The following is a 13,003-nucleotide window of genomic DNA, read 5'->3' as shown; positions in this document are numbered from 1 at the left end:
CGTAGCAGGCTTTGGCGCGCCGAGGACCGCCGCGCGACTCAGCTGACGGAGTCTTCGCCGTGCAGCGTCATCAACGATTCCATCAGGTCGTCATCGGCGCTGGCGCAGACGCCCAGCACGGTGGCTTCCTCGCAACCGGTGTCGACGATGTAGGCGTGGCCCATCTGGCTGTCGATATAGATGCCCTGCCCGGTATCGAGCGTGACCGGATCGTAGAACTCGGTATGTACCTGGATGCGGCCTTCGAGCACGTGCACGTATTCCTCGCCCGGGTGGCGGACCAGCTCGCCGAACTCCGCCGGCGTCTTGGCGCGGATGCGGGTGATCAACGGGATCATCCGCTTGCGGCGCAGCTCGGTGCACAGGTAGTAGTAGTCGTAGTTGGCGGTGGTGACGCGCAGCGAGTGCTCGATGGTGCCGATGCTGCGGCGCGCGGTGATGGCCTTGGTGCTGACCGCCTCGGGTTCGGCGAACAGCTCCGACATCCGGATGTTCAGGCGCTGGCTGAGCTGCAGCAGCTTGTCGTAGGTCAGGGTCAGGCGGTCGTGCTCGACCTTGGACAAGGTCGAGAGCGGGATCTGGGTGTGCTCGCTCATTTCCTTGAGCGTCCAGCCGTTGCGGCTGCGGAGGCCGCGGAGCAGGGTTCCGAGTGTCGGTGACTTCGAACTCATCGAAAGGGGGCCTTCGTCAATCCTTGGAAGAGAGTGAGCACGATACTACCCGGCGGGGACAATTGTCCTGATCAGGATTGCAGCGGTCGCCCGGAGGGGGCGGCCCCGCCACGCCGGGCCGGCCGGATGGTCCGAAGCGCCGCCCGCAAGTGCATGTGGGATCAGGGCGCTGCCCGGTTCGACGACCGCCGTCCGGCGGGCGCCCGGCGGGTTGCGGTGCAGCATTGACAATTCTCTGATTAGGACTACTGTGTCCGAAACAGGATCTATACCATCACCGATCCTGCCGTTGTCGGGTCTGCGGACCGGTCGAAAAGGGAGTGTTGCATGCGTCTGTGGTCCTGGGTGGTCGTGTTGGTGTGTGGCATGCCGGTATGCGGCATGTTGTCGTCCACTATCGTGCAGGCGCAGCAGCCGGTCGCCGCGGAAGCCGCCGCGACGCCGGTGCCCGCCACCGCACCGGCCCCCGTCCGCAACCCGCAGGTCAATTCGGCCGATGTCGGCAACTGGCTGGACGGCTACATGCCCTACGCGCTGGCCCGCGGCGATGTCGCCGGTGCCGTGGTCACCGTGGTCAAGGACGGCGAGATCATCGTCAAGCGCGGCTACGGCTACGCTGATGTCGAAAAGCGTATTCCGGTCGACCCCGACGTCACGCTGTTCCGCCCGGCGTCGGTGTCCAAGCTGTTCACCTGGACGGCGGTGATGCAGCAGGTCGAGCAGGGCAAGCTCGATCTCGATGCCGACATCAACACCTATCTCGATTTCAAGGTGCCGCGCAGCGGCAAGCCGATCACGCTGCGCCACCTGATGACGCACACCGCCGGCTTCGAAGCCAACATGCGGCGGATGTGGATGACCGAGGACGATGCCGCCGCCGGCCACGCCGCGCTCGGGCCGGCGCTGAAGGAATGGGTGCCGGGGCAGATCTTCGAGCCGGGCACCGTGCCGTCGTACTCCAATTACGGCACCAGCCTGGCCGGTTACATCGTCGAGCGCGTCAGCGGCCAGTCGTTCGACGACTACGTCGAGCAGCACATCTTCGCGCCGCTGGGCATGCAGCACGCCAGCTTCCGCCAGCCGCTGCCGCCGGCGCTGCGCGCGCACGTCGCCGAGGGCTACCGGGTCGCGTCGGGCAAACCGCACCGTTTCGAAGTCACGTCGTCGGCGCCGGCCGGTGCGTTGTCGGCCAGCGGCAGCGACATGGCGCGCTTCATGATCGCGCACCTGACCACGGCGTCCGGGGTCGATTCGCCGCTGTTGAAGGCCGCGACCGCTGCCGAGATGTACACGCCGCAGAAGCGCTTCGCGCCGCCGCTGAACACGATGCTGCTGGGCTTCTACGAGATCAACCAGAACCAGCAGCGCATCATCGGCCATGCCGGCGACACGATGATGTTCCACTCGCAGCTGTTCCTGTATGCCGACCAGGGCATCGGCGTGTTCGTCTCGGTCAACAGCGCCGGCCTCAACGGCGTGACCGGGCCGATCCGCAGCCAGTTGATCGAGCGCTTCACCGACCGTTACTTCCCGCATGCGCAGGTCGATCCGCCGGTGGACCTGGACGCTGCGAAAGCGCAGGCCAAGGCCTTGGCCGCCGGCGTGTTCACCACGTCACGGCGCAGCGAGACCGGCGTCGGCCGCCTCAGCGTGGTGCTGTCGCAGATGCGCTTGACCGACAACGGCGACGGCACCATCACCTTCGCCAAGGCCAAGGACATCAGCGGCCAGCCGGCGAAGTTCGTGCCGATCGCGCCGTGGGTCTGGCGTGCCGTCGGCGGCAAGCAGAGGCTCGCCGCCGTGGTCGAGGACGGACGCGTCACCGCGTTCGCCCTCGACGGTTCGTCGCCGTTCGTGATCTACCAGCGCGTCGAGGGCTACCGTTCGGCGCTGTGGCTGAAGCCGCTGCTGATCGTGGCTTTGATCGTGCTCGGCGCGACCGCACTGGCTTGGCCGATCGCCGCCCTGGTGCGTCGCCGCTATCGTCGCAGCCGCGACTGGCCGGCCACCGCACTGAAGGCGCACCGCGCCGCACGCGTCGGCATCTGGCTGATGCTGCTGGCCTGGATCGGCTGGTTCTGGCTGATGTCCTGGGCCACCGCGGATTACGTCCGCCTGGACGCGCGCATGGACAAATGGATCGTGCTGCTGGGCCTGCTGTCGGTGCTGGCCATTGTCGGCGGGCTGGCCGCCACGCTGTGGAACCTGCTGCAGGTGAGGCGTGCGGGCCGCTCGCTGTGGGCACGGATCTGGGCGTTGCTGCTGGTGCTGGCGATGCTGCTGCTGAGCTACGCCGCGGTCCTGCAGGGCTTCGTCGATTTCGCACTGAAGTACTGAATCAACACCTCTGCCTGAGTCAGCCCGGCAGGCAAGCGTCCGGGTCGAAGGAGCACTGTCCATGAAGATGAAACTGCAGATCGAACCGCTGGAAATGCTGGCGCCGTTCCGTATCAGCGGCTATGTATTCACCGAGTCCCCGGTGTTGCTGGTCACGCTGGAAGACCAGGGCCATCGCGGTCGCGGTGAGGCCAGCGGCGTCTACTACCTCGACGATCGTCCGGCGCAGATGCTGGAGACCCTGGAAGCCTTGCGTGGCGAGATTGAGGCGGGCATCGACCGCAGCGCGCTGCAGTCGCTGTTGCCGCCCGGCGGCGCGCGCAATGCGCTCGACTGCGCGCTGTGGGAACTCGAAGCCAGCCGCGCCGGCGTGCCCGCGTGGAAGCTCGCGGGCCTGGCGCAGACGCGCCCGCTGCTGACCACGTGGACGCTGGGCGCCGAAGATCCGGCAACGCTGCAGGCGACCGCGACCGGCCGCTACAAGCCCGCGCGCGCGCTGAAGCTGAAGCTGACCGGTGAACTGGAAGACGATTGCGAGCGCGTGCGCGCGGTGCGCGCGGTGCGCCCGGATGTCTGGATCGGCGTCGATGCCAACCAGGGGTACAGCGTCGATGTTCTCGACAAGCTGATCCCGGTGTTGCTCGACAACGATGTCAAGCTGCTCGAGCAGCCGCTGCGGCGCGGACGCGAGGCCGATCTCGACGGTTTCCCGCGCGCGCTGCCGTTCGCTGCCGATGAAAGCGTGCAGGGTCTGTCGGAGATGGATGCGCTGGCCGGCCGCTTCGACGTGGTCAACATCAAGCTCGACAAGTGCGGTGGCCTGACCGAGGGGCTGGCGATGGTCGAGAAGGCGCGCGCACTGGACATGAAGGTCATGGTCGGCAACATGATCGGCAGCGCCTGGGCAATGGCGCCGGCCTATATCGTGGGCCAGCATTGCGACGTCGTCGATCTCGACGGGCCGCTGGCGCTGAAGCGGGACCGCGAACCCGGCGTGCGCTACGACAACGGCGACATCCATTGCGACGACAACGTCTGGGGTTCGCGCTGATGGCCGCGCCGCGCATGCGCGCATGGCGTGGCACCCGCGTCGGCATGGCCGCGCTGCTCGCGACCCTGCTCTGCACCGCCCCGGCGATCGCACGCCAGGCGCCCGCGGCAGCGGTCGCGCCGGCCCCGGCTGCTGCCGTCGCCAGCACTGATCCTGCCCCGGCCGGCCTGGCCGCACCGGCGTCGCCCGCGCTGGATCGCGCCAGCGTCGATGCCTGGCTCGATGGCCTGGTGCCCTACCTGATGGCCGAAGGCGATCTCGCCGGCGCCGTCGTCACGATCGTCGCCGACGGCAAGGTGCTGACCGAGCGCGGCTTCGGCCTGGCCGATGTCGACGCACGCAAGCCGGTCGATGCCCAGACCACGCTGTTCCGTCCGGGCTCGGTGTCCAAGCTGTTCGTCTGGACCTCGGTGATGCAACTGGTGGAGCAGGGCAAGCTCGACCTCGACGCCGACATCAACACTTATCTCGACTTCAAGGTGCCGCGCAGCGGCGAGACGATCACGCTGCGCCACGTCATGACCCATACCGCCGGGCTCGAGGAACGGCTGCGGCACCTGATCGTGCTCGGCCCGGACCATGCCAGCACCGCGGCCAACTTCATCAAGGACTGGGTGCCCGACCAGATCTTCGCGCCCGGCACGCGCCCGGCCTATTCCAACTACGCCACCGGCATCGCGGCCTACATCGTCGAGCGCGTCTCCGGCCAGCCGTTCGAGGACTACGTCGAGCAGCACATCTTCACCCCGCTGGACATGCGCAGCGCCAGCTTCCGCCAGCAGTTGCCGGACACGCTGCTGGCCGATGCAGCGAAGGGCTATCGCCTCGGTTCGGGCAAGACCTACCCGGCCGAGAAGGTCACCTCGCCCGGCGTCGGCGGCCTGTACGTGTCGGGCGCGGCGATGTCGCGTTTCATGCTCGCGCACCTGAACCTCGGCGAGCTCGACGGCCAGCGCATCCTGTCGGCGCAGACCGCGCGCGCGATGCACACTGCGCAGGCGGCCGTGCTGCCTGCGCTGGCGCCGATGGCGCTGGGCTGGATGACCTCCGAGGTCGGCGGCTATCCGGTGATCTCGCACGGCGGCACCTCGCTGTTCTTCTACTCGTGGCTGTACCTGCTGCCGGAGCAGCGTATCGGCCTGTTCGTCTCGACCAACAGCGCCGGCCGCAATGCCGCGGGTGCCGCGTTGCGCGGGCAGGTGTTCGAGCGCTTCGTCGAGACCTTCCTGCCGCCGCGCGCATTGCCGACGGCGACCGCTACGGTCGATGCCGACACCGCTGCCGAACATGCCGCCGCACTGGCGGGCATCGACTGGCGCAGCACGCGACGCTCGCAGACCTCGTTCCTGAAGGTGCTCGACCTGCTGTCGCCGACCCGCGTGCACGCGCACGACGACGGCACGATCTCGGTCGACGGCCTCAAGGACGTCAATGGCGTGCTGCTGCGCTGGCGCGAGGTCGCGCCGTGGCAGTGGCAGCAGGTCAACGGACGCAACCGTCTGGCCGCGAAGGTCGAGGACGGACGCCTGGCGTATTTCAGTGCCGACCCGATGGGCTCGGTGATGGGCTATGAGCCGATCCCTGGATCGCGTTCGCCGCGTTGGCTGCAACCGGCGTTCGTCGTCGCCTTGCTGCTGCTGGTGACCACGATCGTGCTGCGCGTCGGTGGCGTGCTGACGCGTCGTTACTACGGCGTCGTCGCCCTCGAGGCCGGACGTGGATTGCGCTGGCTGCAGAACCTTGCCTTGCTGTTGCTTGTCGGCGGTTTCATCGCCTGGCTGGTCTACCTGCAATCGCGCGACGGCCCCAGCGTATTGCTCGATCCCTCGTTGCCCGGCCTGGTGCTGATGCACGTGGTGTCGTGGCTGGCGCTGGCCGGTGTGGCGCTGCTGGCATTTGCCGCGGTCCGGCAGCCGCTGGGCTGGCCGCGCGCAACGCGGATCTGGTCGTGGTTGCTGGTGCTGGCCGGCGCCGTGATCGGCTGGGTCGTACTGGTGCACGGACTGGCGACGTCCGGCCTGCAGTACTGAGAGCCGGTTCTGACGCGCCACTGAGTCACGCGACCACGTGCCCAGCCCTGCCGCAAGGCAGGCAGGGTGGCGCACGTCCCAATCCCCTGCCGATGCTGCCGTTCCCCCGCAGCGGCATCTTCCTGAGGACATCCCAGGCGGCCATCGGCCGCAACGGGACCTCGATGTTGTGTTTTCCACCTGATCAGTTCTGGGAGTGAGTTTGCATGCGCAAGACAATGAAGCGGTCGATCCTAGCGACGATGTGTGCACTGTGCTGCGCGGGCCTGGCAGGTGCGGCATCGGCGCAGGATGCCGCCAGCGACGCCAACGCGGACGTCCGCGCGAAGGCGCCCGATGCGGTCGAGCTCGATCGCGTGGTGGCGACCGCGCAGAAGCGCAGCGAGAACATCATGGAAGTGCCGGCCGGCGTGAGCGTGATAAGCGAGGCCCGACTGGAGTCGCTCAATGCCGCACGCCTGACCGACTACGCCGCCTACATCCCGGGCTTCCAGGTCGACAGTGGTGGTGCGCCGGGCCAGACCACGATGGCGCTACGCGGCGTGGCCCCGCTCGGCGGCGGCGCGATCATCGGCACCTACATCGACGACACGCCGATCGGTCCGAGCAGCAACAAGCAGCGTGCGACCACCTATGCGCTCGACCTGCTGCCGTATGACATCGAAAGCGTCGAAGTGCTGCGCGGCCCCCAAGGCACGCTGTACGGCGCCGGCGCAATGGGCGGCCTGTTCAAGTACATCACCAAGTCCGGCGACCCGGACGCCTTCGAGTTCCGTGCCGGCATGGACGTCAATTCAGTCAGCGAAGCCGGCGACGTCGGTACCGGCGTGCGCGCCGCGTTCAACCTGCCGCTGGTCGAAGGCCGCGTCGGCCTGCGCGCCAGCTTCGCGCGGCAGACCACGCCGGGCTATGTCGACCAGCCCGCGCTTGCAGGCAAGGACGGCAAGGACAGCAACGGTTACGAGCAGCTGGCGTCGCGACTGGCGCTGACCTGGCGCATCACCGACAACATCGACCTGCGCCTGCAGGGGCTGTGGCAGATCGTCGATGCCGACAACGCGACCCAGGTCGGCTTCGACTTCAACACGCTCGAGCCCTTGGCCGGTCCGCTCGACGGTCTGATGCGGCGCGCGACCCCGTATCGCATGGAAACCGATTACTACTCGGCCATCCTCGACTGGGACCTGGGCTGGGGCGACTTCGTGTCGGCCAGCAGCTACTCGGAAACGCGCATGGACGAGACGGCGGATTCCACGCTCGTCTACGGGCCCTATTGGGGTGGCCAAGGGCAGTTCGACATTGCCCTGGGGACCGAGAAATGGACCCAGGAGTTCCGGGTCAATTCCAAGCAGAGCGATCGCTTCGAGTGGCTGGTCGGTACCTTCCTGACCGGCGAGAAGCACAGCAACCACCAGACCGTGTATGCCTATGACATGACCGGCAACCTGTTGCCGATCAATCCAGGCATCGCGACCCTGCCGGGAAGCTACGACGAGCAGGCGCTGTTCGCCGATGCGACCTACAAGTTCGGACCGCGTTTCGATGTCTCCGCCGGCGTTCGCTATGCGCGCAACCAACAGGATTTCGAACAGCACAGCTATGGCCTGCTGTACGGCGCCAATCGCATCGACGTGGCATCGTCGTCCGACGAGAACGTCACCACATGGAAGCTCGCCTCGCGCTGGCATCTGAACGACAACGCGATGGTGTATGCGCGCTACGCAACCGGCTATCGACCCGGCGGCCCCAACACCTCGACCACCGGCATCGTGCCGATGACCTTGTCGGACACGCTGGACAATATCGAGGTCGGTTTCAAGTCTCACTTCTGGGATCGCCGCGCGATGATCGATTTCGCGCTGTTCCGCATCGACTGGGAAGACATCCAGGTCCGCGTCACCGAGAACGGCATCAGCCGCATGGGCAATGCCGGCAGTGCCAAGAGCGAGGGCGTCGAGCTGGCCTTCATGGTTCGACCTGCCGAGCGCCTGACGCTGGGCGTCAACGCGGCCTACATCGATTCGACCATTGGTGACGTTCCGGCATCGAGTGGTCTCACGTCGGGCAATCGCATGCCGCTGACACCCGAATGGAGCGGCTCGTTGACGGCCGACTACGACTTCGACATCACCGAGCAGTGGCGTGGCCGGATCGGTGGTGGCTATCGCTACACCGGCGACCGCGTCGGTTTGCAGGGCTTTGTCATCGACAGCTATGACGCGATCGACCTGCATGCCGAGATCACCAACATGACCTGGACCGTGCGCCTGTACGCGCGCAATGCCACCGACGAGCGCTCGTACGTGTCGATGGCGCCGGTCCGGGACTACCTCAACCGCAATGTTGCCGTGACCGGCGTGCCGCTGCAGCCGCGCACCGTCGGCCTGTCGATCGACTACCGCTTCTGATGCGAGCGGCCTTGCAGCGGGCGGCAGGCGTCCGCCGCAAGGTCAGCCCGCGCTCGTCCTGCTTCGCAATCGCGTCCTCCTCCTCCCCTCCGAACGTCCCCACATCTCCAGGAAGGCCTCTGCCATGGTCTCGACGACCCTCCCCAAGCTCGCACCGCTACCGCACCCCTACCTGCTGTTCCTTGGCGATACCACCGAAGCGGGCTATGCGAAGACCGCGATCGGCCTGCGCGACTGGGCGCCGGAGCTGTGCGTCGGCGAGTGGGCCTTGCCGAGCTGCACCGTCAGCACCGGCCTGCCGCGGATGACCCCGGCGCAGGCGCGTGAGGCCGGCGCCCGTTCACTGGTCATCGGCGTCGCCAACGGCGGCGGCGTGGTCGTGCCGGCCTGGTTGCCGTCGCTGGTCGAAGCGCTGGCGCAAGGGCTGGACCTGGTCAGCGGCATGCACCAGATGCTGCGCGACATCCCCGAACTCGCCGAGGCCGCGCAACAGCATGGGCGACAGCTGATCAATGTGCGCGTGCCGCCGCCGGGGATCCCGGTCGCCAATGGCCGCAAGCGTTCCGGCAAGCGCGTGCTGACGGTCGGCACCGATTGCGCGCTGGGCAAGAAGTACACCGCGTTGGCGCTTGCACGCGGCCTGCGCGCCCGCGGCGTCGATGCCGACTTCCGCGCGACCGGGCAGACCGGCATCCTGATCGCCGGCAGCGGCGTGCCGATGGATGCGGTCGTCGCCGACTTCTCCGCGGGCGCCGCCGAACTGCTGAGCCCGTCGGCCGCCGACGACCATTGGGATGTCGTCGAAGGCCAGGGCTCGCTGTTCCATCCGGCCTACGCGGGCGTGACGCTGGGCCTGCTGCATGGCAGCCAGCCCGACGTGTTCGTGGTCTGCGACCAGCCGGGTCGCAAGCACATGCTTGGCTATCCCGATTACCCGCTGCCATCGGTCGAGGACGTCATCGCGCTGACCGTGCAGTTGGGCCGGCGGACCAATCCCGCGATCCGCTGCGTCGGCATCAGCCTCAATACCCACGGCATGACCCAGGAGGCGGCACTGGCCGCCTGCGCGGACGTGTCGGCACGGGTCGGATTGCCGGCCGGCGATCCGATGCGCGACAACAGTGGTTTCGACAGGGTCGTGGAGGCCTGCATCGCATGAAGATGATGAAGAAGCACGCAGTGACGGGATTGGGATTGGCGCTGGTGCTGGCGATGTGCCCGCAGGCACAGGCCGACAGCAAGCGCATCGAAGCCGAGGTGGCGCGCCTGGCGTCGACGATCGATGGCGACGTCGGCATCGCCGCGTGGCGGCTCGACGGCAGCGGCGACAAGGTGCTGCACAATGCCGATCGCGCCTTCCCGATGGCCAGCACCTACAAGGTCGCGATCGTGGCCGCGGTGCTGGCGCGGGTCGATGCCGGCGAACTGAAGCTGTCGACGATGGTGCCTGTCCCGCCGTCGATGTATGTCAACTCCGAAGTCATCGCCGACCGTTTCATCCATGAAGGCGTCAGTCTGTCGATCCACAACCTGATCGAGGTGACGCTGACCCAGAGCGACAACACCGCGACCGATGTGCTGATGGCGCAGGCCGGTGGTCCGGCTGCGGTGACGGCCTGGTTGCGTGGCCAGGGCATCGAAGGCCAGCGCGTCGATCGCGATACCAATCGCCTGCTGCGCGATTTCTACGGTGTCGGCCCGGGGCCGATGGCCGAGGTCGTCAAGGCAGCGCTGGCTGCCGATCCTTCGCTGGCCAAGCGGGGCGAGAGTGCCCACCCACCCTTCGACAACGATCCGAAGGACACCTCGACGCCGCGCGCGATGGCGACGCTGCTGACCCGGCTGTTCCGTGGCGAGGCGCTCAGTGCCGAGAGCACCAAGGTGATCTCCGAAGTCATGGAGCGCTGCCGCACCTGCGATGCGCGCCTGCGTGGCCGCATGCCACCGGGCACCAAGGTCGCCGACAAGAGCGGCACGGTCGGTGGTACCGTCAACGACGTCGGCGTGGTGACCCTGCCCGACGGCAGCCAGTTCGCGATCGCGGCCTTCGTGATGCGCAGCAATGTGCCGCGCAGCGAACGCGAGCGCGTCATCGCCGAGATCGCGCGCACGGTGCGCGATTACTACCTGCTGCAGGGACCGACCCCCGCGCGCTGATCGCGGGCCGGGGTTTGCCCGTGTTGCGCCCGAGCATCCGGCGCAGGCGCAACACGGCAGGTCCGCGCCGTGCAAAGCCGCCGTCTTACCTCACCCGTGCCGTCCTGCCGGGCAGGCCGACACGGCGCCAAGCCGCATGACGACTGGCCTGGACGCCCTTCGGAGCCTGCTGCAGCGCAGGATTGACAATTCTCTGATTAGGACTAGTGTGTCCGAAACAGGCTTGATTTCGTCTGAAATCATTGCGCCCGGATTCCGTCGCCAGCACCAGTCAAGAAGGGAGCGTTGCATGCGTCCGTCATTGTGGGTGGTCACGTTGTTGTGTGGATTTCTGTCGCCTGCGCTGGTTCTCGCGCAGGTTCCGCCGACGCCGCTGGATCCGGCGCCTGATGCCAAGCCGGCCACGGCAGCCGCGCCCGTCCCGGTGCAGCCAGACGCCAGCCCCCGGCTGACCCAGGCCGATGCCGAGGCCTGGCTGGATGGCTTCATGCCGTACGCGCTCGCGCGTGGCGATGTCGCGGGGGCCGTGGTGACCGTGGTCAAGGACGGCAAGCTGCTGGCCGCGCGCGGTTACGGTTACGCCGATGTCGCAGCACGCAAGCCGGTCGACCCGCAGACAACGATGTTCCGTCCGGGTTCGGTGTCCAAGCTGCTGACCTGGACCGCGGTGATGCAGTTGGTGGAGCAGGGCAAGCTCGACCTCGACACCGACGTCAACACCTACCTCGACTTCAAGGTGCCCAGCAAGGGCGAGCCGATCACGCTGCGCCACGTGATGACGCACAGCACCGGGCTCGAGGAGCGCATCAAGTATCTGATGAGCAACGATACCGCCGGTCCCGGACCGCTGGGCGAGTACCTCAAGTCGTGGGTGCCGGCGCAGATCTTCAAACCGGGCACCACGCCGGCGTATTCGAACTACGCCACCAGCCTGGCCGGCTACATCGTGTCGCGGGTGTCGGGGCTGTCGTTTGACGACTACATCGACCAGCACATCCTGCAGCCGCTGGACATGCGCCATGCCAGCTTCCGCCAGCCGCTGCCGGCGGCGTTGCAGCCGTTCATGTCGCAGGGCTATGCACTGGGATCGGGCGAGCCCAAGCCCTACGAAATGGTGCTCTCCGCGCCGGCCGGCAGCCTGGCGGCCTCGGGTGCGGACATGGCCAAGTTCATGCTCGCGCATCTGCAGACCGCGGGCGGACAGCCCTCCGCACTGCTGCGTCCGGAGACGGCCGCGCGCATGTACGAACGCCAGACCGTGCACACGCCGCCGCTCAATACGATGGCGCTGGGCTTCTACGAGAGCAACATCAACGGTCGCCGCGTGATCTCGCATGGCGGCGACACCCAATGGTTCCACTCCGACCTGCACCTGTTCACCGGCGAAGGGGTCGGCCTGTTCATCTCGGTCAACAGCGCCGGCAAGGAGGGCGTCAGCGGGCCGCTGCGCAGCCAGTTGTTCACGCAGTTCGCCAACCGCTACTTCCCGGCCACGGACGCCTCGCCGGCCGCCGCCGGCATCGATGCCGAGACCGCCGCCGAACACGCGCGCCTGATGGCGTCGCAGAAGTACGAAAGCACGCGCCGTCCGGGGTCGAGCAGCTTCGTCAACCTGCTCGGCTTCAGCCAGACCAGCTTCGACATCCACGAAGATGGCACGATCAGCTCGAGCAGCCTCAACGCCGCGAACGGCCAGCCGATCCGCTGGCGCGAAGTGGCGCCGTTCGTCTGGCAGGACGTCGCCAGTGACGAGCGCCTGGCCGCGGTGGTCGATGCCGACGGCAGGATCCAGCACTGGAGTATCGGTGCCTACGCCGCGATCATGCAGTTCGAGCCGGTGCCGGCATCGCGCTCGGCATCTTGGCTGACGCCGCTGCTGCTGGTGTCGCTGCTGTCGCTGGCGTTGAGCGCGCTGTTCTGGCCGATTGCCGCGATCGTGCGTCGCAAGTATGGACAGCGCCTGGAATGGCCGCAACGCGACCTGCGCGTGCGTCGTTACGCACGCTTGGCCGCAACCCTGATCGTGGTGGCCTGGATCGGCTGGATCAGCCTGCTGATGTTCGTGATGGGCGACCTCAGTCGCTTCACCGACGGCATCGACAAGTGGGTGCTGCTGTTGAGCGCGCTCGGTGTGCTGACCGCGACCCTGGGCACCGCCGCGATCGCCTGGCATGCCTGGCTGTCGTGGACCGCGCGCAAGGGCTGGCTGAGCCGGTTGTGGAGCGCCTGGCTGGTGATCGCCGCGCTGGTCTGCGTCTATGCGGCGGTGGTGTTCGGCCTGCTGTCCTTCGCGAACCAGTACTGATTCTCTCCGCCGGGAGGACCCAGGTCCTCCCGGCTTTTTTTTGT

8 protein-coding genes are annotated in these 13,003 nt (G+C 67.4%); 7 read left to right on the top strand and 1 reads right to left on the bottom strand.

All coding sequences use genetic code 11. The features are described from left to right. Positions 1 to 38 precede the first annotated feature (38 nt). On the bottom strand, positions 39 to 671 hold the full coding sequence (locus ACYX7E_RS00475) for a helix-turn-helix domain-containing protein (protein WP_462078570.1): 633 nt from the start codon (positions 669 to 671) through the stop codon (positions 39 to 41). A gap of 381 nt (positions 672 to 1,052) precedes the next feature. Between ACYX7E_RS00475 and ACYX7E_RS00470 the strand changes: the two genes are divergently transcribed. The 7 genes from ACYX7E_RS00470 to ACYX7E_RS00440 all read left to right on the top strand — a co-directional run bounded on the left by ACYX7E_RS00470 (position 1,053) and on the right by ACYX7E_RS00440 (position 12,959). After that, the gene (locus ACYX7E_RS00470; RefSeq protein ID WP_462078569.1) at positions 1,053 to 3,008 is read left to right on the top strand and encodes a serine hydrolase domain-containing protein; all 1,956 of its coding nucleotides are present in this window, start codon (positions 1,053 to 1,055) and stop codon (positions 3,006 to 3,008) included. Between the two features lie 61 nt (positions 3,009 to 3,069). Continuing rightward, positions 3,070 to 4,059: a dipeptide epimerase gene (locus tag ACYX7E_RS00465; RefSeq protein WP_462078568.1), complete on the top strand. Its 990-nt coding sequence runs from the start codon at positions 3,070 to 3,072 to the stop codon at positions 4,057 to 4,059. After that, positions 4,029 to 6,089: a serine hydrolase domain-containing protein gene (locus ACYX7E_RS00460; protein ID WP_462078567.1), complete on the top strand. Its 2,061-nt coding sequence runs from the start codon at positions 4,029 to 4,031 to the stop codon at positions 6,087 to 6,089. The genes ACYX7E_RS00465 and ACYX7E_RS00460 overlap by 31 nt, the downstream gene beginning before the upstream one ends. A 206-nt stretch (positions 6,090 to 6,295) precedes the next feature. After that, complete coding sequence (locus ACYX7E_RS00455) at positions 6,296 to 8,497, top strand: TonB-dependent receptor (RefSeq protein ID WP_462078566.1); 2,202 nt, start codon at positions 6,296 to 6,298, stop codon at positions 8,495 to 8,497. A 124-nt stretch (positions 8,498 to 8,621) separates the two neighbouring features. Continuing rightward, positions 8,622 to 9,656 carry a DUF1611 domain-containing protein gene (locus tag ACYX7E_RS00450; protein WP_462078565.1) on the top strand — a complete coding sequence of 345 codons (1,035 nt, stop codon included), beginning with the start codon at positions 8,622 to 8,624 and terminating at the stop codon, positions 9,654 to 9,656. Next, positions 9,653 to 10,654, top strand: a complete 1,002-nt coding sequence (gene bla / locus ACYX7E_RS00445; protein ID WP_462078564.1) for a class A beta-lactamase — start codon at positions 9,653 to 9,655, stop codon at positions 10,652 to 10,654. Before ACYX7E_RS00450 ends, bla begins: the two co-directional genes overlap by 4 nt. 289 nt (positions 10,655 to 10,943) lie before the next feature. Further along, positions 10,944 to 12,959 carry a serine hydrolase domain-containing protein gene (locus ACYX7E_RS00440; protein WP_462078563.1) on the top strand — a complete coding sequence of 672 codons (2,016 nt, stop codon included), beginning with the start codon at positions 10,944 to 10,946 and terminating at the stop codon, positions 12,957 to 12,959. Positions 12,960 to 13,003 lie beyond the last annotated feature (44 nt).

It is taken from the genome of Luteimonas sp. RIT-PG2_3 (genome assembly GCF_054902115.1).
The sequence above is the reverse complement of the archived record's forward strand: the minus strand, read 5'-3'. Positions and strand labels throughout refer to the sequence as shown.